Source organism: Telluria sp. ZB4P37 (assembly GCF_059685855.1).
Genome location: NZ_JCASID010000001.1, coordinates 210760 through 230805 on the forward strand (window position 1 = coordinate 210760; position 20046 = coordinate 230805).

Consider the following 20046-nt stretch of genomic DNA (forward strand, 5'->3'; position numbering starts at 1 on the left):
GAGGCCGCCGGATGCGGGGACGGGGCTTGGCGAAGGCTCAGGCTTCCGCGGTGGCAGGCGCCGCCACCGTGCGCGCCTGGGCGCTTGCGGCCGGCACCATGTGGCGCAGCATGGTGGAACGGGTGGAGTCGCCGATGGCACGCCAGTATTCGCGCCGCTGCGCCGCGCGCTTGCGGTGCTTGGACGGCATCTCGGACAGCGGCTTGAGGTAGAAGGGCAGCGGCACCAGATAGCTGCGGCCCGGCATCTCGACCCCGCCCAGCACCTTCCAGAAGCCGTCGTAGGCGTTCTCGAAATGCTTGATGTCGAGCGGGTTGTAGGCGATGTGCGAGGTGCACTTGATGGCCACCACGCGGTCGATGCCCACCGCCTGCGCCACGCCCTGCATGGCGGCGAAGCAGAAGAAGCTCGGCGAATTGTTGGGGAAGGTTTCTTCGAAGGCGTCGAAGGCGGCGCCGGAATCAATCCAGCGGCCCTGGTTGCGCGTGACGAAAGGCACCATGGGCAGCTCGACGCCGGCCAGCTGGCCATCGACCCAGGTGTACGACAGGCGGTGCAGGTACTTGCCGTCGGCAACCAGCGAGATGGTCAGGTCGCCCTCGGCATCGCTGCGCGGCGCCATCTCCAGGCGCAAGAGGAAACTGTGTTCGCCGCTTTCCAGTTGCGCCTGGTGCTGCCACAGGGTGAGGCCGCCGCTGCCATACACCAGCTGGTGATAGGCGTTGCCGAAGGTCGTGTCTTCGAAGCGGTAATGCGAGAGCACGCATTGCACGCGCTGGCGCGCGCTCAGGTCTTTGGACAGGTAGCTGCGGTGGCTCAGGTGGTGGAACAGGTCGTCGTTGGGCGCGGCCGCGACGAAGCGGCGCACCAGGTCGAGACGGCAGAGGGCCTGGTGCTCGCGCCAGTAGCGCAGCACGCGCAGGCTGCGCGCGATGCTGAGCATCCAGGAAGCGGGCGTGTACTGGCCGCGGCGGGCGAGCCAATGCTTTGTCAAGTGAGCGAAGATCATGCGGGGCGCTCCATTCGGCGTAAAGTTGCGGGCGCGGCAAGGGCGCCCTGTCTTTAACTCGATGCCCGTCACAGGATGACGGGCTGACTTTGCAGAAAGTTAATTCCGCAAAGCATTATCTGCCGAAAAGCTAGCTTGTGCCCGGATAGTGCAAAAGGAATGAGGGGGTGAAACCTGGGTCAGAAGAAGCGGTCATGTGGTCTCTCTCTATTGTTTGACTTTTTGTTTTCGCCTGACGGGCAAACAAGACTACCATGTTTGTGCGGCGACACGCTTCCAATTCATCGCCGATAATTGCGCCAAACCGAAACACCTTGGGGGAGCGAGATGGTGTACGAACTTTTTTACTGGCCGGGCATTCAGGGGCGGGGAGAATTTGTCCGGCTGGCGCTCGAAGAGGCCGCTGCGGAATATGTCGACGTGGCGCGGCGCCCCGGCGGGATGGACCTGCTGCTCTCCGCGCTCGACACCGAAACCCATCCTTCGTTCGCGCCACCCTTCCTGAAGGTCGGCGAGATGACGATAGGCCAGGTTGCCAATATCCTGCTCTATCTGGGCGAGCAGCATGGCCTGGCGCCGCGTACCGATCCGGGGCGCCTCTGGGCCCACCAGCTGCAACTGACCATCGCCGACCTGGTCGCCGAGATCCACGACACCCACCACCCGATCGCCACCTCGCTCTACTACGAAGACCAGAAGCCGGAAGCCCAGCGCCGCGCCGCCGACTTCATCGACACGCGCCTGCCGAAATTCTTCGGCTACTTCTCGCGCATCCTCACCAATCCCGAACCGCGCCACTGGCTGGTGGGCGAAAAGCCCACCTATGCCGATCTGTCGCTGTTCCAGGTGGTCGAGGGCCTGCGCCATGCCTTCCCGAATGCGATGAAGCGCCTGGAGGGCGAGTATCCGGCCCTGGGCCTGCTGCGCGACCGGGTCGCGGCGCGGCCGAATATCGCGGCCTACCTGGCCTCGGCGCGGCGCGTCCCGTTCAACGAGAACGGGATCTTCCGACATTATCCGGAGCTGGACGAATAAGCCGCGTTCGTCGCATGCGACTCACGCCGCAGATCCGGACGGCGCGGCCAATGGGTCCTTGCGGTCGGCCAGCTTGCCGCCCCAGATATTCCCGGCCGCGACAGAGACGCCATACACCAGCATCACCAGGCCCACGCTGGAGGCCGCAAAACCCGAGACTTCCTGCGGGATCGGCGCCAGGTAGGTGAAGGCGATGAAGGAGCCCCCGTAGCCGGGGGTGGTGATGGCATACACCAGGAGCAGGCGCGGTTAGCGCAGCACGGCGGGCTGGGTCAACAGGCTTGGTGGCTTGCTGTCGGAGATGTTCGAGGGCGCCAGGATCGAGCTGCCGATCATGGCGACCACGCCCAGCAGCAACACGGCGAGAGAACTAGCCTGCCAGCCGACATGCTGGCCGATGAAGGTCCCGAGAGGCACGCCGGTGACCAGGGCCACGGGTCGTTTTCTCATTAGATGAATGTCTAACTATTGGTCGTAGCGTGCGCCCGGGTCAAGCCTTTGGGAGGTTGCATGAACCTTCAGCCGGGGCTAAGGTCATTCAGCTTGTCCAACCCGAGGAGATCCCATGAACGCCCCCCAATCCGCAGTCAAGCCCGTCGAAGACGGCATGCACACCGTCACCCCGCACCTGGTCTGCGCCGGCGCGGCCGAGGCCATCGATTTCTACCAGCGCGCCTTCGGCGCCGAAGAGATCATGCGCCTGCCCGGCCCGGGCGGCCTGCTGGCCCACGCCGCCGTGCGCATCGGCGATTCGATGGTGATGCTGATGGACGAGTTTCCCGACTGGGACGCCATCGGGCCGAGCACGCTGGGCGGCTCGCCGGTGACGATCCACCTGGCCGTGCCCGATGTCGACCAGCTGTTCGAGCGCGCCGTCGAGGCCGGCGCGAAGGCGCGGATGGCGCCGGCCGACATGTTCTGGGGCGACCGCTACGGTGTGGTCGAAGATCCATTCGGCCACCGCTGGTCGATCGCCACCCATATCCGCGACGTCTCGCCCGAGGAAATGGCGCAAGCGATGCAGCAGGGGATGGGGTAGAACCGGCCGGTGAAATCGCAGGCGCCGGCGGGAAGGCCGGCAAGGCCGCGGAGGGCGCGCTATGATGACGATTCCTTAACGACGGGACTACTTACCCATGGAAGTCATTGCGAATCTGGACGAGGTGCTGCGCATCGCAGCGTTTGACGACGGCGGCACAGGCGGTAATCCGGCCGGGGTCTGGATCGGCGGCGCCTTGCCGCCGGCAGCCGAGATGGCGAAGCTGGCGCAGGCCATCGGTTTCTCCGAGACGGCCTTCGCGGCGCCGGCGGGCGAGGGCTGGCGGGTGCGCTATTTTTCTCCCGAGTCCGAAGTGCCGTTCTGCGGCCATGCCACGATCGCACTGGGCGCGGCGCTGGCGCGGCGTTTCGGCGACGGCCGTTTTTCGCTGGCCCTGAACTCGGCAGCCATCACGGTCGAGGGCCGGGTCGACGGCGCGGGCGTGGCGGCCAGCCTGCAGTCGCCGCCTACCCGCAGCCAGCCGGCCCCGGCGCCGCTGGTCGACGCCGCGCTGACCCTGTTCGGCTACACCCGCGCCGACCTCGATGAGCGCATCCCGCCGGCGCTGGCCCATGGCGGCGCCGACCACCTGGTGCTGGCGCTGAAGAGCCGCGCTCTACTTTCGCGCATGTCCTATGAGCTCGACGCCGGACGGCGCCTGATGAACGGGCATGGCCTGGTGACGGTCGTGCTCGTGTATGCGGAAACCCCCCAGCTCTTCCATACCCGCAATCCCTTCGCCTCCGGCGGCGTGCTGGAAGACCCCGCCACCGGCGCCGGCACTGCGGCCTTTGCTGCTTACCTGCGCGACCTTGGCTGGCCGCACGGCGGGCGCATCGAGGTAGTGCAGGGCGAGGACATGGGCATGCGCTCGCGCTTGAGCGCCGAGATCGGGCCGGAGCCGGGCAGTTCGATCCGGGTGTCGGGCACCGCGCGCATGATGTGATGCTGGAGCCAGTTAAAGGCCGTGCGCGGCGGTCCGGACGTGCTGCTTATCCAGCCTGCATTTTTTTCTACACTATTTTTAACGTGCACGGTTTGATGTAGGACAGTTCTTTCACTGGAGTAGGATAAATAGAAGGCATAAAGTGCTTCTACTCAGCAATTAGATTGCCAGTGATCGGATTGATAATTTGATTCAGATAAGTTCTGTTTCATTCTTTCAACCCGAGGAGTCCCCCGTCATGTCGCTGTTTGACCCAGTCGTCTCCAACCCAGCCAGCGCCGGCGTGCGCGCTGCCCGCGAAGCACGTGCGGCCGGCCGCGCGACCGAGCGCTTGCCCTTCACCATTCGCCGGGTTGAAACCGAGGCCGACCTGTTGAAAGCGGTGCAGGTCCGCCACGCCGCCTACGCCCGCCACGTGCCGGAATTCGCGCGCACGCTGGCCCTGCCGGAAGCGGCCGACTACGACGACGACACCATCGTCCTGCTGGCCGAATCGAAGCTCGACGGTTCGCCCCTTGGCAGCACCCGGATTCGCAGCAACCTGCACCGTCCGCTGGGCGTCGAGGCATCGATCGAGCTGCCGCACTGGCTGCAGGGCCGCCGCCTGGTCGAAGCGACGCGCCTGGGCATCGACGAGGGCCGCGTCGGCCGCATGGTCAAAGTGGCACTAGTCAAGGCCTGCTTCATGTATTGCGAAGACAACGCCATCGATTACTCGGTCGCCACCGGCCGCCCGCCGGTCGACCGCCAGTACGAGCAGATGCTGTTCACCGATGTGTTCCCGGAGCAGGGTCTGGTCGCGCTGCGCCACGTCGGCAACATCCCGCACCGCGTGATGGCCTTCGAGATCGCCAGCTTCGAGCAGCGCTACACCGAGGCGCGCCACCCGCTGCTGAACTTCTTCTTCAACACCCACCACCCGGACATCGACATCGGCCCGGCCACGCCGCCGCCGGCCCAGGTGGCGCCGCGCGCCCACGTCCCTGCGCACCCGGCGTTGCAGGCACGCGAATTCGCCTTCGCCTGAAGGCATATTTAAAACATATTGCATGACTGCATCAATATAAGGCTGTATCCTTGCGCTTTGGCGCTCCCCCCGGCAACGGTGGGGGCATTCGACCGCCTTGATACTGCCTATGCCCATTCCAGCACCCACACGCCGTTCTACGCTTCCCGCCGCTGCACACGCGGTGGTGGAGCGGGTGTTGCAGGTCTTTGCCTATTACCTGATTCCGCTCGGGATCGGGATCGTTTCCCTGATCGCCCTGGTTTTCTGGCACGACCAGTACCGCACGGTAGGCGACGTACCGCTGTCGATGGTCGTCGCGGTCCAGACCGAAGCCTCGCTGGCGCCGGGCGCCGCGCTGGCGCGCGCCAAAGCCGGCGGACTGGTCACCGGTTATGACACCCATTTGTCCGAAGATCCGGTCTGGTTCGCTTTCGAGCCGATGCCGCGCGCCGGCAGCCAGGTGGTGGAATTCCCTTCGCGCCATGCGCAGGACGTCGCCTGCTGGGATGCCGGCAGCCTGGCCCCGCTGGGCACGGCCACGCGCGGCGCCGGCACCGGCTTCATCGAAGCCTCGAAAGCCGGCTTCGCCCTGAAGCTGGCGCCGCTGCCGTCGTCGCTGTTGTGCCGCTCGCGCTTCGCCGGCCCGGCGCGCCTGTCGGTGCTGCAATGGCCGTCGGACCAGTACGCACTCTCGGTCGAGCAATACCACCGCAAGTCGGGCCTGTTAGACGGCGGCATGGTGGTGCTGGCCCTGTTCATCCTGATTACCGCCCTGATCAACCGCCAGCCGTTGTACGTGCTGTTCGCCGGCTGGCTGATCCTGAATTTGCGCGTGGGCGCGCTGTCGGCCGGCTGGGACATCCAGTGGCTGGGCCAGACCCTGCCGTCCGACTGGTTGCTGCGCAGCCGCTCGCTGACGATCACGCTCTATGGCATCGCCACGCTCACTCTGTACCAGGCGCTGCTGCGTGAAAACATCGCCGCGATGCGCTACGTGCTGCCGATGCGCATCATGCAGTGGCTCTGCCTGCCGATGCTGGCCGCCGCCATGTTCCTGCCGTACGGCATGTACCTGCCGCTGCTGTGGGGCATTACCGTGTGCTGCTTCTCGGTCATGACGGTCGGCCTGTTCAAGATCATTGCGGAGTCGCGCAACCGCGTCGCCTCCTGGTTCGCCGCCTCGTTCGCGGTCAGTTTCCTGGCCACGATCGCCGAGGTCGCCTCGGCTGCGCTCGGCATGCGCGAACTGCTCGGCATCATCAACAGCGTCACCGCCGCCCTGGCATCGAGCCTGCTGGCGGCGCTGGCCGTGGCCGAGCAGATGCGCACCGAGACCGAGCAGCGCGAAGCGGCGCAGCAGGAACTCGAGCATGCCTACCAGGCCATGCCGGTGGGCCTGTTCACGCTCGACATGTACGGCCACTTCCTGAGCGTCAACCCGGCCCTGCAAAAAATGCTGGGCATTACCAGTTTCGTTGCCGGCCGCACCGCATGGCGCCAGTTCTTCACCGAAAGCACCTGGACCGAACTGCACGAACAAGTCCATGCCAGGGCCGAGGCCGAGATGGAACTGACCAGCCGCGACGGCACCCAGCGCTTCCTGGTCAGCGCCACCCTGGCGCGCGCCCGCATCGAAGGCGTGCTGCAGGACACCACCGAAAAGTACAAGGCCACGGCCCAGCTGCAGTTCATGGCCAACAACGACCCGCTGACCAAGGTCTATAACCGCCGCGGCATCGAGCGCGAATTCGCGCAGGCAGCCAGCGGCCTGGCCGCCGGCAAGCCGATGGCCCTGGCCTATGTCGACCTGGACCGCTTCAAGCTGATCAACGACCTGTTCGGCCACGCGGCCGGCGACGAAGTGCTCAAGCAGGTTTGCGAACGCATGGCGACCATGCTGGCCGGCGGCCAGCAGATCGGCCGCGTCGGCGGCGACGAGTTCGTGATCCTGATGCCGGAGACGGCGGTGCCGCTGGCCTCGATCATCTGCCGCGGCATCGTCGACCGCCTCGGCAACACGCCTTACCGGGTGGGCGACAAGGCCTTCCACGTGCGCGGCTCGGTCGGCCTGATCGAAGTCACGCCGGGCATCGCCATGAAAGACGCGGTGTCGACCGCCGACCGCGCCTGCCGCGAAGCCAAGCTGGGGGCGGGCGAAGGCCTGGTGGTGTATGAGCGCGGCGCCGAAGCCTTCCGCCAGCGCGCGGCCGAACTGGACATGGTGGCGCGCCTGTCCAGCACCAACGCCACCGACTGCCTGCTGCTGGAAATGCAGCCGATCATGTCGCTCAAGCACCCGCACGAGTCCTTGAATTTCGAAGTCCTGCTGCGCATGCGCGAAGCCGATGGCCGCATCGTGCCGGCAGGCGCCGTGATCTCGGCGGCCGAGAAGAGCGGGCGCGCCAGCGTGATCGACCGCTGGGTGCTGTCCACCACCCTGGCCTGGATCGCCGAGAACATCGACCAGCTGGTGAACACCCGTTTCGTCTGCATGAACCTGTCCGGCGCCTCGCTCAACGACGAGCGCTTCGTGCAGGACACCTTCGACATCCTGAGCCGCTACGTGCATGTCGCAAGTCGTTTGTGCCTGGAGATCACTGAAAGTGTCGCCCTGCACGACCTGGACAACACGCGCCGCTTCATCGACCAGGTGCGCAGCTTCGGCGTGAAGGTGGCGCTGGACGATTTCGGCGCCGGCTATACCTCGTTCTCGTACCTGAAAGAGCTGCCGGCCGACGTGCTGAAGATCGACGGCAACTTCATCGTCAACATCAACGCCCACCCGGCCAACGTCGCCATCGTCGAGGCGATCGTGAGCCTGGCCGTGAACCTGGGGATGAAGACGATCGCGGAATGGGCGGAAGACGCCGCCACCGTGCAGACGCTGTCGGAGATCGGCGTCGACTACGTGCAGGGCTGGGCCGTGGCGCGCTCGCTGCCGCCCGAGCGCATGCTCGAGGCCAGATCGTCGGCCGATTTCATCACCGACCCCGAAGTGCTCGACGTGCTGAAGGTGATCTGCGCGCAGTCAGCGCCGCACCTGGCAAGCGTGACGCGGCTGCATGATTTGCATTGAGGTGGGAGCGGGCAGATCGAAGGTGATTTGACCAGCTAGAGCGTTGTTGCTCAAATCGATCTTGCCACTCAATCCAGCGTCGCCAACCTTTGCCGCGGCGCCGCATCCAGCATCAGGAAATGCGCCCGCGCCTCCTTCAAGGTCGCGACATCGCGCATCATCGGCTTGGCCTTGACGCGCGGCGCCAGGTGGCGGCGCTGCACCGGTGGCGGCGGCAGGGCGACATGCTCGGCAGCCAGCGGATGCGGTTCGGCGCGCGGCGCGTCGTCAAGCACGCTGCTGCTGGCCAGGCGCACGATAGCCGTGCCGTCGTCGCAGGCCTGGTCGGTCAGCGTGACGTGGCCGGCGCCATCGACGCATTTGACGATGTCCGAACCGGCGAATGCGCCGGGGGTGGTGAGGGTGGTGGCTGCGATAATGAGGCTAAGGCAGAGATGACGCTTCATGGTCGACTCCTTGTTCTTGAGCCTCCATTATTGGTGTCAGATTGACAATTCTCTGTTCGGTAGCACACGCGTGCGCGCCAAACGCACGACAATCACTCAGCCGTTGGGCTTTTCAGCAACGAGTTGCACTTCCACCAGGAAACCATAATGCAGGACCGGGACCGGCGCCACCGCGCGTGCGGGCCGATGTTCGCCGAACACGCCCGCATATACGGTATTAAACGCTGGCCAGTGCTCGACGCCGGCCAGGTAGGCGGTGCACTGCACGACGTCCTGCAAGCCGCAGCCGGCCGCGCGCAGGATCTTCTCGCACTGGTCGAACACCGACGCACACTGGGTTTCGAAGTCGGTGCCGGCGAGCTCGCGCGCCGGCAGCACGCCCGAGACGAATACCAGGCCGCCGCGCGTGACGACGGCCTGCGAATAGTGACCGGCGGGCGCGGGCAATTCCGGCGACTGGACGAATTCCATCAGGCGCTTGTGACCAGTTCGGCGAAGCGCGACAGGTCGACGTTGCCGCCGCTGATCAGGATGCCGACGCGCTTGCCCTTGACGTCGACCACGCCGTGCAGGGCCGCGGCCGCTGCCAGGCAGCCGGTCGGCTCGACCACCATCTTCATGCGCTCGGCAAAGAAGGCCATGGTTTGCGCCAGCTGGGCGTCGCTCACGGTGACGATGTCGTCCACGTGGCGCTTGATCACTTCGAAATTGTGCACGCCGAGATGGGTCACCATCGCGCCGTCGGCGATCGTCTTCGGCACCGCGATGTGCACGATCTCACCACGGCGCAGCGACTGCTGGCCGTCGTTGCCGGCTTCCGGCTCGACGCCGACGACCTTGCAATTCGGCGACAGGGCCCGCGCCGCCAGCGCGCAGCCGGCCAGCAGGCCGCCGCCGCCGAGGCAGACCAGCAGCAGGTCCAGCTCACCGGTTTCCTCGAACAGCTCCTTGGCCGCCGTGCCCTGGCCGGCGATGACGTCCGGGTGGTCGTAGGGCGGAATCAATGTCATGCCGCGTTCTTCCGACAGCCGGCGCCCGATCGCTTCGCGGTCCTCGAGATAGCGGTCGTAGGTGACGACTTCGCCGCCGTACTCCTTGGTGGCCTTGACCTTCAGCGCCGGCGCGTCGCTCGGCATGATGATGACCGACTTGATGCCCGCCAGCTTTGCGGACAGCGCGATCGCCTGGGCATGGTTCCCCGACGAGAAGGTCACCACGCCGGCCGCGCGCTGGGCATCGTCGAACTTCGCGATCGCGTTATAGGCCCCGCGGAACTTGAAGGCGCCCATGCGCTGGTAGTTCTCGCACTTGAAGAACAGGGTGCCGCCGGTGAGCTGGTCGGCGGTGGTCGAGGTCAGCACAGGCGTGCGGTGCGCGGCGCCTGCGAGGCGCTCGGCGGCCAGTTCGACGTCACGGTAGGAGAGGGCGGCGGTATCGGTCATGTGGGGCTCGCGAAGGTGGAAGCCGTTAGTATAGCGAAGGAAGCATTATTCGCCTTTTGCCTGGCCCGGGCGCTGGACGACCAGGTAGACGTGCTGCTCCGCTAGCTGGTCATATTCGAGATGCCTGCACACGCAGCCCGCATCGGCAATGATCGCCAGCAGCCCCGGTATCCCCGGGGTGCTGTAATACACCTCAGGTCCCATGCTCGCGTCCACATGCTGGTCGGGTGCATCCAGCCCGCCGGCAGAGAACACGCAGACGCCGCCATCCTCCAGTGCCGCCAGGAGCTTCAGCATGACAGGGCGCTGCTGCGCCAGGGGAAGGTGCCAGAGACTGTCCCAGGCCGTGATGAAGCGGTAGCGGCGCGGCGGCTGCCATGCGCAGACGTCGGCCTGGTGAAGGACGACCGCCGGATCGGCCTTGCGAGCCAGGGCAATCATCCGCGCGGAGATGTCGATGCCCTCGATCTGCAGGCCATGCGCGCGCATCAGGGGATTGAAGCGGGTATTGCAGCCGCAGCCGACGTTGAGCGCCCAGGCGCCGGCCTTCGGCTCAAGAAAGGCCAGTGCGCGTTCGTGCTGCCGCATGCCGTTCGACGCGTTGAAGGCAGCGTCGAGCCAGCGTTCGGCCAGCGCATCGTAGGCCTGGGCGATCGCGGCGCTCGCTGCTTCCGGCATGCGTCAACCCGCCAGCGGCAAGGCCACCTGCAACAGCAAGCCGCCCCCTTCGCGATTACTCACCGTCAGCTCGGCGTTGTGGCGGGTGAGCACGCGCTCGACAATCGCCAGCCCCAGACCCGCGCCATTGGCCTGCCCGCGCGCGCTGTCCAGCCGCGTGAAGGGCTTGAGCAACTGTAGGATCTGGTCTTCCGGCACGCCCACGCCATGGTCGCAGATCTCGATCACGGCGCGGCGTCCGTGGCTGGTGGCTTTCACCCGCAGCACGATGGCGATGTCGGTGTAGTCCTGGTCAGGGGTCTTGCCGTATTTGCGGGCGTTCTCGATGATGTTGTTGACCACGCGCCGCAGGTCGGTGGCGTTGCCCATCACGTGCACGCCCGGCATCAGGTCGAGCGCCACCTTCAGGTCGCGGATGCGGCCGGCCTCGCGGCCGACGTCGGATAGCATTTCGGACAAATTCACTTCCACGAAGGTGGCGGCGTCGGTCGGCTTGGCGAAGTCGAGGAACTGGCCGATGATCGCGTCCATCTGGTTGATGTCCGACTGCATGCCTTCGCGCGCATCCTGCGGCAAATCGACCATTTCGATCTCTAACTGCATGCGCGCCAGCGGCGTGCGCAGGTCGTGCGAGATGCCGGCCAGGATCACCGCGCGGTCCTTCTCGACCTGGGCCAGGTCGTCCACCATCTGGTTGAAGCTGCGGTTGGCCTCGATGATCTCCTGCGAGCCTTTCTCTGGGAGCGGCGCCGGCCGCTCGCCCTTGGCGATGGCGCGCGCGCCTGCCGTCAGGCGCGCCAGCGGCAGGTTGACGAGATTCGAGATGACGGCGGCGCCGACCAGCGACAGCAGGCCGACCAGGGTGGCCCAGCCGAGCCACTGCACGCCGGACAGGCCGGTAAGGCGCTCGCGCTCGAGCATCAGCCAGTATTCGTCTTCGTCGATATTGAAGCTGATGTAGAAACCGGGCACCCCGTTCACGGAGCTCGACAGGCGCGTCTGCTTGCCGAGGCGCTCGCGCACGGCGGTTGCGATCTCCGCCATCACGGGCGTGTTCGGCGGCGGCTCGACGATGTCGTAGTCGTTCAGCGTGAGCACGCGGATGCCTTCGTTGGACACCAGTTCGAGCAGCAGTTCGCGACGCAGGTCCGGCGCCGAGTGGGTGAGGGCGGCCCTGGTGATGGTCACCGCCGACCCCACCAGCTCGGCGGTTTGCTGGACTTTCTGGTCGCGCTGAAAGACGCTGATCATGCCGATCCACGAGCCCATCGAGGCCGCTGTGAGCAGCGACATGAGCAGGAAGGTGCGCCAGAACAGGCCGCTGCGGTACCAGGCAAAGCGCGCGGCGCGCCGCGCCGCGGAGATCGGGGCAAACACTAGCGGGGCTGGCCTTCAGGAATGAAGACATAGCCCAGGCCCCAGACGGTCTGGATGTACAGCGGGCTCGAAGGATCGGGTTCGATGAGCTTGCGCAGGCGCGAGATCTGCACGTCGAGCGAGCGGTCGAAGACTTCGTATTCGCGGCCCCTGGCGAGCTCCATCAGCTTCTCGCGCGACAGCGGCTGGCGCGCATGGCGGGCGAACACCTTCAGTACCGAGAATTCGCCGGTGGTCAGCGGCACGGTCTCGCCGTTTTTTTTCAGCGTGCGCGTGCCCAGATCGAGCACGAAGTCGCCGAACTCGAAGGTCTGCGGTGTTTCGCTCGGTGCGCCCGGGATTTCGTCCGGGCCCTTGCGGCGCAGGACCGCGCCGATGCGGGCCACCAGCTCGCGCGGGTTGAAGGGTTTCGGCAGGTAGTCGTCGGCGCCCATTTCGAGGCCGACGATGCGGTCCACATCTTCGCCCTTCGCGGTGAGCATGATGATCGGGGTCCGGTCGCCGGCGCCGCGCAGCCGGCGGCAGATCGACAGGCCGTCTTCGCCCGGCAGCATCAGGTCGAGCACCAACAGGTCGTAGCGCTCGCGCAGCCACAGCTTGTTCATGGCCGGTGCGCTTTCGGCGGTCACTACCTGGAAGCCCTGCTCGGTGAGGTAGCGGCGCAGCAGGTCGCGCAGGCGCACGTCGTCGTCCACGACCATGATTTTCGCGCTGTGGCCATTCTGGGCGCCGGGGCTTGCGTTCGTATTGGTGTTGTTCGTCGATGGATTCATATGGATTCCAGAATTGTCAGATGCATGTCGCTATGGTAACGTCTTATCGATTGGACATCTCGTCCATATGGCTCAGCCATTACATTGTGTTACAAACTTTACCCAATCAAGCTTACACCTCAGACGGTATGCACATAAACTGGCTTCAAGTGAAGGACACAGTCAGCTATTGGCGGCAAGTGAAAATCACAGCTTATCTGTTTATATGGCATCGCGGAAGAGGAACACTATGAACGACGCGCTTATGAAAAACCAGGCAGCATGCGGCACCGCCGGGAATGGGTTCGTCCGGGGTTTCGCCACTTTCACGCGGCACGGTGTCGTCGCCTGCGTGCTGGCCTGCACCGCGGCCGGTGCCATGGCGCAAGAGCGCGACCGTAATCCGCGCCGCGAAGACATCCAGCAGCAGCAGCAGCAGCAGCAGCAGCAGCAGCAGCAGCGCGAGCGTTTCGACGCCCGCGCCCAGGATCCGCGCTTCGACGTGCGCGCCTACGAGATGCGCGAAGAGCAGCGCCGCGCGCAGATGCAGGAAGAGGCCAACCGTAATCGCGAAGAGCGCCGCGGCGGCCGCATGACGCCGGACGAGCGCCGCGACCTGCGCCGCCAGATCAATGAAGCCGGGGCGGACCTGTACCCGAACGCACGCCGCCGCTGAATGCGGCCTTGCTCTGCCATCACGGCGCCCGAGGGCGCCGTTTTTCATGGGCCACCGGATCCCGCACCCGTGTGGGAATGGTTTCATAAAAGAAATCTTATTGCCATACGTTTATTTGTATATCGCAACATGGTATCTTGGCGATTACCTGCCTGATTGAAGAGCGTGATCGTGTCCGACTCCGTAGTATCCAGCACCGAAACCCTGCCTGCCCCGCGCGCGCCGGCGTCCGCATTCGCGGGCGGCCAGTGCATCGCGAAGCAGTCCGACGGCGTCTATGCCGACGTGACCGCGCTCGGACCGGCCCTGCTGGCGGCGGTCGACGCCATCTTCCTGAAGAACCAATATCTTGCGGGCCTGGACTACGCGGTGCTGCTCAAGGCCCTGTTCGACCATGGCCCCGAGCTGCCGCGCAATGCCCGCGGCGAGACCATGGTGCGCCTGGCCGACGACATCCTGCCCTTCGACCCGAAGCGCCGCCTGCTCTACCGCGCCGCCAAGATCGCCGACGGCCAGGCCGAATACTATTTCGAGCCGGTGTTCCTGGCCGACGAAGAAGGCGTCGAGCAGCCGACCCGGCTCGATCTCGACGAATTCGTCGCCGACATGTGGACCAAGGGTATCCGCTTCGGCATCGATGTCGCGACGGTCCAGGAAGCGATTGCCACCGGCGCGGCCGGCCGTTTCACGGTAGCGCGCCGGCTGCCGCCGCGTGCCGGCGAAGATGCGCGCGTGGTCGAGGTCTCGAACGACCTGCACCGCAGCGACGCGCCGCGCCAGCTCGCCAACGGCAAGCTTGACCTGATGAGCTTCCAGAACCGTTTCCCCCAGGTCCACCGCGGCAACCGGCTGCTGCAAAAACTCCCGCGCGTGTACGGCGAACCGGGCTTCGACCTGTCCGGCATTGCGCTGCCGCCCGAGGTGCCGAGCGATCTCGACCTGGCCAGCCTGAGCGGCCCCGGCACCGTGGTCGACCGGATCGGGGAAGGCGAATTCCTGGTGGCCCTGCAGGACGGCTTTTTGAACGTGGACCGCGGCAGCAGCCAGATCACGGTGGGCGACAAGATCGTCAGCCATGACGGCGTGAGCGCCCGCACCACCGGCAACCTGCAGCTGACCGGCGACTACGAGGAATTCGGCGAAGTCCAGGAAAACCGCATCATCGAAGGCGAGGGCATCACGGTGCACGCCGACGTATTCGGGCACATCACCTCACGCGGCGGCATCGTGCGCCTGAACCGCAACCTGATGGGCGGCAGCGCGCGCAATGCCGATGGTCCGATCCAGGTGATGGGCGTGGCCTCGAGCGCCATCATCCACAGCAGCAAGGGCGAAGTCAACGTGCAGCGCGCCGAAAACTGCACCATCTCGGGCGTGAAGGTCACGGTGGCCGAGGCCCTCAATTGCGAGATCATCGCCGACGAGGTCGAGGTGGGCCAGGCCGAAGGCTGCGCGATCGCCGCCGGGCGGGTGACGATCGGGCGCGCAGCGCCGCGCGGGCACAGCGAGATGCGGATATTCGTGCTGCGGCCGGACTGCAGCCGCATCGATGCGGCGATCGGCATGATCCGCGAGCGCATCACGCAGTTCGGCGAACTGGCCGCGCAGCGCCGCACCGCGATGCAGGACTTGTCGGCCCAGCCTGAGGTGGCCAGCTATGTCAGGCTGGCCGGGCGCGTGCGCAAGGGCGAACTGGTGCTCACGCCGGAGCAGCAGCCGATGTTCAAGAAGCTCGCAGCCGGCGCCGCGCCGGCGCTCAAGCAGATGTCGGCCTTTGCCCAGGAGCTCAAGGAGATCGAGGCCGAGCAGGAAGCGGGCGTGGCCTGCCAGGCCAAACTGGAAGCGCAGCGCGCGCAGCACAGCGCGGTGGCCGGCGCCGAGATCCTGGCGGTGGCGGGCGAGATCACGGTGCGGGCACTGGACGTCGAGCCGGAAACGGAAAGCCTGCATGCCCTGCCGGCACGCGAATTCAAGGCGCGCCTGCGCGATGCCAGCGGCGCCGAGCTGCTGTTTTCCGGCAGCACCGGCGCTTTCAGCTGGAGCACCAGCGGCCCGGCCGACGCCTGAACCACCAACCCATCAAAGGAATACCATGACGCTGCACCTGAATGCCGACCTGCAGGCCGACCGCGACCGTTTCATTGCCGCCGTCCGCGACAGCGGCGTGGCCTGGGGCCTGCAATCGGAAGATGGCTGGGCATGCTGCCAGTCGAACGAGGGCGAAGCCCAGGTGCTGGTCTTCTGGTCGAGCGAAGCCCATGCGCGCCGACACGCCCAGGGCGAGTGGGCAGCCTACCGGCCCGCCGCCATCGCATTCGAGGACTTCGTCGACACCTGGCTGCGCGGCATGCACGAAGACGGCATGCGGGCCGGAGTCAACTTCAACGCCGACATGGCGGGGGTCGAGATGGAGCCGGCCGACCTGGCGCGCGCGCTCCTGGTGCATCCCGACAGCGAAGCGCCGGCTGCTGCCGGCTAGTCGCACTGGCAGGTGTCCGGGGCCGGCCGGATCTCGGTGGTCTGGTGGAAGGTGTTCTTCCAGCCGTCCGGCTGGCGTACCCACACGCGCACGTAGCGCCCGCGAAAAGGCCTGGCCCCGGCCGCTGCCAGCTGGCTGCGGAACACGCCGGTGACGATGGCGGTCACGCCGCGGTCGAGCACCTGGACCTCGGTCGATTCAATCTCGTAGACCCGGAAATGGATGTCGTCGCGCTCGATCGCCGTGAGCAGCTCGGTCTTGCTGCGCACCCGGCCGCGGCTTTCGACGTGGTAGTACTGGCGGTCCATCAGCAGGCGCAGGGTGGCGATGTCGCGCCGCAGGATGGCGCCGGCGCGCTGGCGCTCGAGGGCCAGCAGCACGGCGTGGATCGCGCTTTCGGCGCCGGCGCTGAGCCGGTGGCTCTGGGCCCCGGCGGCGCAGGCGGCGCCCGGCAGCCCGGCCGCCGCCACGAAGGCGAGGGAGCTGGCAAATACGGTCAAACGCTTCATGGTGATTCCTTCGCCGGCGCGGGCAGGAGAGCGCCCGCATGGCACATCATAGTGCAGCGGGCCCGTCCTTGAGTCCAGCGTGGCGCATACGCGACGCCGGCCTGCTTCAGGCGCGCGCGACGTGGATCTTTTCCTTGATGTGCTTGAGGTTGGCAACGATGGTGAAGGTCATGATCACCAGCAGCGACCATGAACTCCATTTGCTCATGTGGACGCTCGACCAGGCTCCCAGCTGGTTCGGGTAGCGCCACACGCCCCAGAAGGTGCCGATGTTCTCGGCCAGCCAGATGAAGAACCCGATCAGCACGAAGGCCAGCAGCAGCGGCATCTTGCGGTCGCGGTCGAGCGGGCGGAACACCACCATGGTGCGCGAGTACAGGCCGAGCGCGCAGGCGGCCAGGTACCAGCGGTAGTCGCCGATGTAGTGGTGGGTGAAGAAGTTCACGTAGATCAGGATGGCAATGGTCCAGGCCATCCAGTGCGGCGGATGGTGGCGGATGCGCAGGTCGAACAATCGCCAGGCCTGCACGATATAGCTGCCGATGGCCGCATACATGAAGCCCGAGAACAGCGGCACGCCGAGCAGCTTGGTGTAGCCGAAGTCCGGATAGCTCCACGACTGGATGCCGCCGGACACCTTGAAGGCCTCGAGCACGAAGCCGACCGCATGGAACAGGCAGATCGCCTTGAGCTCGTCCATCGTTTCGAGTGTTGATCTCACCATCCACAGCTGGATCGCCAGCGCCACCAGCAGCAGCACGTCGTAGCGCGGAATGCCGAAGATGCCCGCACGTGGGCTCAGCATCATGGCGGCGAAGAACAGGCCGACGAACAGGCAGGCGCGCGCATTCTTGAAGCCGAAATACAGGAATTCGGCGCCGCCGCGGCGCCAGCCGCCGAGCTGGCGCGGCCTGGTGTCGAGCAGCACGTTGTCGAGCGCGAGCGTCATCGGAGAGGAGCCGGGCATTCTTTTCATTGTTGTGCGGACCTGGAAGGGAGAGCCGACGAGTGATTCGATGTTGTCACAGAAGGATCGCCGAATCAATCTCGTCGTATGATGTGGCGATGACGAGCATACACCCGGAGAAGAACGAACGCGGCGAGCCGGTAGCGATCAGCGCCCCGAGCGCGCCGACGGCGCCGGCGAACTGGCTCGACCCGGCGCTGCTTGCGACCGTCATTCCCGGCGGCGCCATGCCGGCTGCGCTGAACGGCATTGCCTTCCGCCCATGGACAGGGGCGCCGCAGGAAGATGCGGGATGGGCGGCTGTTGCAGGCCAGGATGCCGCGTTCAGTGAACCCGTGTACGAGCCGGTTGCCGGCATGGTGGTTGCGGCCGGCGTGGCGATCGAGGAAGCGGATGGGCGCATCTGGGTAGTCCATCCCTCGAATGCCTATGGCGGCTACCGCGCCACCTTCCCGAAAGGCTCGCAAGACCATGGCGTGCCGCTGCGGGCAACGGCGATTCGCGAAGCCTTCGAGGAAAGCGGCTTGCAAATCGTGCTCACGGGCTTTCTCGCCGACCTGACCCGCAGCCGCAGCCGGACCCGCTATTACTTGGCACGCCGGGTCGGCGGATGCCCGGCCGACATGGGCTGGGAGAGCCAGGCGGTATCGCTGGTGCCGCGCGCGCTGCTGCACATGGTGCTGGTCCATCCGAACGATGCGCCGCTGGTGAACTCGCTGCAGGAAACCGCCGGCAAGCTCGCCTGACCAGCTCAGGGCGCGTCCTGCGGCAGCGCGGCGTACCAGCCGGCATACGGGGTGTTGGCGGCCAGCCGGCGGTTGAAGTCCGGTGCGCCGTCAAGCCACCACACCGGCCCGCGTTCCCCAAGCGCGCGCTTGGCCGCGTCCACGGCGGCCCGGGCGCTGCGCTCGGCGTCAAGGTCGCCCGCTTTCCTGGCCGCGCCGACCTGCCTGCGCGCATCCATGAGCCGGTTCACCCACAGCTGTCGTTCGTCCGGCGCGAGTCCAGGGTTACTGGTGCGCCAGAGGCGTCCTTTCACGACGAAATATCGCCCGTCCGGCGTGCTGGGATAGGTGCGAGGGCTGGACATGGCCTGACTATACCCAAGGCACCGGCTATCCCACGCACGCCTGCCCACATACGGAACAGCCTGCCGGAACAAGGTTGCAATATTACATCTGTATATCTGTCGGGAAACTTTACATTCAATCTGGAAAGCCTCGGGCCTTGCTGGTTATGTTGCTGAATCTAAAAGAAATTTTCCTGCTGGCACGATGATTGCTATTAGGTGGAGGTGACAAAAACCATAACCCACAACTGGAAGAACACCATGAACGTCCTGAAAGCATTCGCAATCTCCGTCATCCTCGCCGGCGCCGCGGCATCGGCATCGGCATCGGTCGTGCAGACCACGGCGCCGGCCGGTTCGTATCAGCAGGGCGGCAACCAGGAACTGGGCCGCGTCACCTTCGCCGCCGGCACCAATTATGTGTCGAACCTGACCAGCTCGGTTACCCTGGTCGACCAGGGCTGGGGCGGCTCGGATCCAAGCAACGGCGTCTACGTCGGCCTGTACAACGGCGAAAACCACCTGTACAACCTGCACCTGGCCGGCGCCGGCCACGACTGGTCGACCCAGACCCGCGACTTCGGCGCGGCCGAGCTGACCGAACTCAATGCGCTGCTGATGGCGATCGACCAGTCGGGCAACCTGGCAATCTCGATGCGCATGTTCACCAATTCGTGGGGCTATCCAGGCTGGTCGCTGACCACCCGGAATGCCACCATGACCATCACCTCGTCGCAAGTTCCCGAGCCGGCATCGATCGCCCTGTTCGGCCTGGCGATGGCCGGCATGGCTGCTGCGCGCCGCCGCAAAGCAAGCAAGTAACCAGGAAACGCCCGCACTGCCCCGGCAGTGTCGAAGCGCCCAGGGGCCCGGTCGGTAAAACGACCGGGCCTTGTCGTTTGGCGCTGTGCCCGTTGCGTGCGGAAGATGCCAAGCGCCGCTCTAAGCAGCCGTTCCGGGGACGCAATGCGCTCGCCGTCCAGCGCCAGCCAAGGTGCACTAGTTGACTACAGTCAACATTACTGGAGGGCCGCGCCCTTAGGATTGGTAATGCCGATGAAAGGGAGCACCATGTCGAACCGACCGCCAGCCGTACCCCAGCAGTTCCTTGGTTTCACCCTTGGCGGGCTCGAATATGGGCTCGACTATGCAGCCGTCCAGGAGCTCAAGCTGTTCAAGTCGCTCGAACGATTTTCAAACGATGGCGAAATCGTCGGCGGGGTGGCGCTCTCGCGCGGGGTGATCATGCCGGTGGTCGACCTGCGCGCCGCCTTCTCCGCCGAATTCTCGGTGCCCGATCCCGGCACGGACGTGATCGTCGTGCGGGTCTCGGCAGGCGTGGTCGGGGTGGTGGTGGAGCGGGTGACGGGCGTGGTGCGGCTGCATCCGGAACAGGTGGCGCCGCTGCCGGGCGCCCGGGCCGATGCCGACTACCTGATTGGCCTGGGCAGCATCAAGGGACGGCGCCTGATCCTGATCGACATCGACCGCCTGATGTCGCTGGCCCCGGCCGAGCCCCGCCGGGTGGCCTAGCGGC

At 65.9% G+C, this 20046-nt stretch carries 21 protein-coding genes and 1 pseudogene; 11 read left to right on the plus strand and 11 right to left on the minus strand.

Annotation, left to right across the window (positions count from 1 at the left end; translation table 11 throughout):
• Positions 1 to 37: 37 nt before the first annotated feature.
• The gene (locus AC56K1_RS01065) at positions 38 to 1009 is read right to left on the minus strand and encodes a DUF535 family protein (RefSeq protein ID WP_497156001.1); all 972 of its coding nucleotides are present in this window, start codon (positions 1007 to 1009) and stop codon (positions 38 to 40) included.
• A 327-nt stretch (positions 1010 to 1336) separates the two neighbouring features.
• On the opposite strand from AC56K1_RS01065, the gene AC56K1_RS01070 reads away from it, so the two are divergent.
• Positions 1337 to 2044, plus strand: a complete 708-nt coding sequence (locus AC56K1_RS01070) for a glutathione S-transferase (protein WP_497156002.1) — start codon at positions 1337 to 1339, stop codon at positions 2042 to 2044.
• Between the two features lie 42 nt (positions 2045 to 2086).
• Here AC56K1_RS01070 and AC56K1_RS01075 read toward each other — a convergent pair.
• Positions 2087 to 2479 (minus strand): annotated as a pseudogene (locus AC56K1_RS01075) (MFS transporter); the annotation flags it as partial.
• A 130-nt stretch (positions 2480 to 2609) separates the two neighbouring features.
• Between AC56K1_RS01075 and AC56K1_RS01080 the strand changes: the two are divergent.
• The 4 genes from AC56K1_RS01080 (at position 2610) to AC56K1_RS01095 (ending at position 8114) form a co-directional block, all read left to right on the plus strand.
• Positions 2610 to 3083, plus strand: a complete 474-nt coding sequence (locus AC56K1_RS01080) for a VOC family protein (RefSeq protein WP_497156003.1) — start codon at positions 2610 to 2612, stop codon at positions 3081 to 3083.
• A gap of 97 nt (positions 3084 to 3180) precedes the next feature.
• Entirely contained in the window at positions 3181 to 4029 is an 849-nt protein-coding gene (locus AC56K1_RS01085) for a PhzF family phenazine biosynthesis protein (protein ID WP_497156004.1), read from the plus strand.
• Positions 4030 to 4267: 238 nt separating this feature from the next.
• The gene (locus AC56K1_RS01090; RefSeq protein ID WP_497156005.1) at positions 4268 to 5056 is read left to right on the plus strand and encodes an N-acyl amino acid synthase FeeM domain-containing protein; all 789 of its coding nucleotides are present in this window, start codon (positions 4268 to 4270) and stop codon (positions 5054 to 5056) included.
• Positions 5057 to 5165: 109 nt separating this feature from the next.
• Positions 5166 to 8114, plus strand: coding sequence for a putative bifunctional diguanylate cyclase/phosphodiesterase (locus AC56K1_RS01095; RefSeq protein WP_497156006.1), 2949 nt, complete (start codon positions 5166 to 5168; stop codon positions 8112 to 8114).
• A 68-nt stretch (positions 8115 to 8182) separates the two neighbouring features.
• On the opposite strand, the gene AC56K1_RS01100 is transcribed toward AC56K1_RS01095, so the two are convergent.
• The 6 genes from AC56K1_RS01100 to ompR form a co-directional block, all read right to left on the minus strand.
• Complete coding sequence (locus AC56K1_RS01100) at positions 8183 to 8560, minus strand: DUF4124 domain-containing protein (protein WP_497156007.1); 378 nt, start codon at positions 8558 to 8560, stop codon at positions 8183 to 8185.
• A gap of 96 nt (positions 8561 to 8656) precedes the next feature.
• Positions 8657 to 9031, minus strand: a complete 375-nt coding sequence (locus AC56K1_RS01105) for a RidA family protein (RefSeq protein ID WP_497156008.1) — start codon at positions 9029 to 9031, stop codon at positions 8657 to 8659.
• Entirely contained in the window at positions 9031 to 10002 is a 972-nt protein-coding gene (locus tag AC56K1_RS01110; protein ID WP_497156009.1) for a threo-3-hydroxy-L-aspartate ammonia-lyase, read from the minus strand. Before AC56K1_RS01110 ends, AC56K1_RS01105 begins: the two co-directional genes overlap by 1 nt.
• Before the next feature lie 45 nt (positions 10003 to 10047).
• Positions 10048 to 10680: a class I SAM-dependent DNA methyltransferase gene (locus AC56K1_RS01115; protein ID WP_497156010.1), complete on the minus strand. Its 633-nt coding sequence runs from the start codon at positions 10678 to 10680 to the stop codon at positions 10048 to 10050.
• Between the two features lie 3 nt (positions 10681 to 10683).
• Positions 10684 to 12057, minus strand: a complete 1374-nt coding sequence (locus AC56K1_RS01120) for an ATP-binding protein (protein WP_497156011.1) — start codon at positions 12055 to 12057, stop codon at positions 10684 to 10686.
• Positions 12057 to 12758, minus strand: a complete 702-nt coding sequence (ompR, locus tag AC56K1_RS01125; protein WP_497156625.1) for an osmolarity response regulator transcription factor OmpR — start codon at positions 12756 to 12758, stop codon at positions 12057 to 12059. The genes AC56K1_RS01120 and ompR overlap by 1 nt, the downstream gene beginning before the upstream one ends.
• Before the next feature lie 301 nt (positions 12759 to 13059).
• On the opposite strand from ompR, the gene AC56K1_RS01130 reads away from it, so the two are divergent.
• The 3 genes from AC56K1_RS01130 (at position 13060) to AC56K1_RS01140 (ending at position 15964) form a co-directional block, all read left to right on the plus strand.
• Positions 13060 to 13485 carry a hypothetical protein gene (locus AC56K1_RS01130; protein ID WP_497156012.1) on the plus strand — a complete coding sequence of 142 codons (426 nt, stop codon included), beginning with the start codon at positions 13060 to 13062 and terminating at the stop codon, positions 13483 to 13485.
• Between the two features lie 171 nt (positions 13486 to 13656).
• Positions 13657 to 15552 (plus strand): flagellar assembly protein A, encoded by a 1896-nt coding sequence (locus tag AC56K1_RS01135; protein ID WP_497156013.1) that lies wholly within the window; start codon positions 13657 to 13659, stop codon positions 15550 to 15552.
• Between the two features lie 25 nt (positions 15553 to 15577).
• Complete coding sequence (locus AC56K1_RS01140) at positions 15578 to 15964, plus strand: DUF2750 domain-containing protein (protein ID WP_497156014.1); 387 nt, start codon at positions 15578 to 15580, stop codon at positions 15962 to 15964.
• Here AC56K1_RS01140 and AC56K1_RS01145 read toward each other — a convergent pair.
• Positions 15961 to 16473, minus strand: a complete 513-nt coding sequence (locus AC56K1_RS01145; protein WP_497156015.1) for a nuclear transport factor 2 family protein — start codon at positions 16471 to 16473, stop codon at positions 15961 to 15963. The genes AC56K1_RS01140 and AC56K1_RS01145 overlap by 4 nt on opposite strands.
• Positions 16474 to 16579: 106 nt before the next feature.
• Positions 16580 to 17422 (minus strand): DUF817 domain-containing protein, encoded by an 843-nt coding sequence (locus AC56K1_RS01150; protein WP_497156626.1) that lies wholly within the window; start codon positions 17420 to 17422, stop codon positions 16580 to 16582.
• A 116-nt stretch (positions 17423 to 17538) separates the two neighbouring features.
• Here AC56K1_RS01150 and AC56K1_RS01155 point away from each other — a divergent pair, with 116 nt between their 5' ends.
• Positions 17539 to 18186, plus strand: coding sequence for an NUDIX hydrolase (locus tag AC56K1_RS01155; RefSeq protein WP_497156016.1), 648 nt, complete (start codon positions 17539 to 17541; stop codon positions 18184 to 18186).
• Positions 18187 to 18191: 5 nt separating this feature from the next.
• Here AC56K1_RS01155 and AC56K1_RS01160 read toward each other — a convergent pair whose 3' ends face one another.
• Positions 18192 to 18530, minus strand: a complete 339-nt coding sequence (locus tag AC56K1_RS01160) for a hypothetical protein (RefSeq protein WP_497156017.1) — start codon at positions 18528 to 18530, stop codon at positions 18192 to 18194.
• Between the two features lie 240 nt (positions 18531 to 18770).
• On the opposite strand from AC56K1_RS01160, the gene AC56K1_RS01165 reads away from it, so the two are divergent.
• Positions 18771 to 19331 carry a PEP-CTERM sorting domain-containing protein gene (locus AC56K1_RS01165; RefSeq protein ID WP_497156018.1) on the plus strand — a complete coding sequence of 187 codons (561 nt, stop codon included), beginning with the start codon at positions 18771 to 18773 and terminating at the stop codon, positions 19329 to 19331.
• A gap of 249 nt (positions 19332 to 19580) precedes the next feature.
• Positions 19581 to 20042 carry a chemotaxis protein CheW gene (locus AC56K1_RS01170; protein ID WP_497156019.1) on the plus strand — a complete coding sequence of 154 codons (462 nt, stop codon included), beginning with the start codon at positions 19581 to 19583 and terminating at the stop codon, positions 20040 to 20042.
• Positions 20043 to 20046 lie beyond the last annotated feature (4 nt).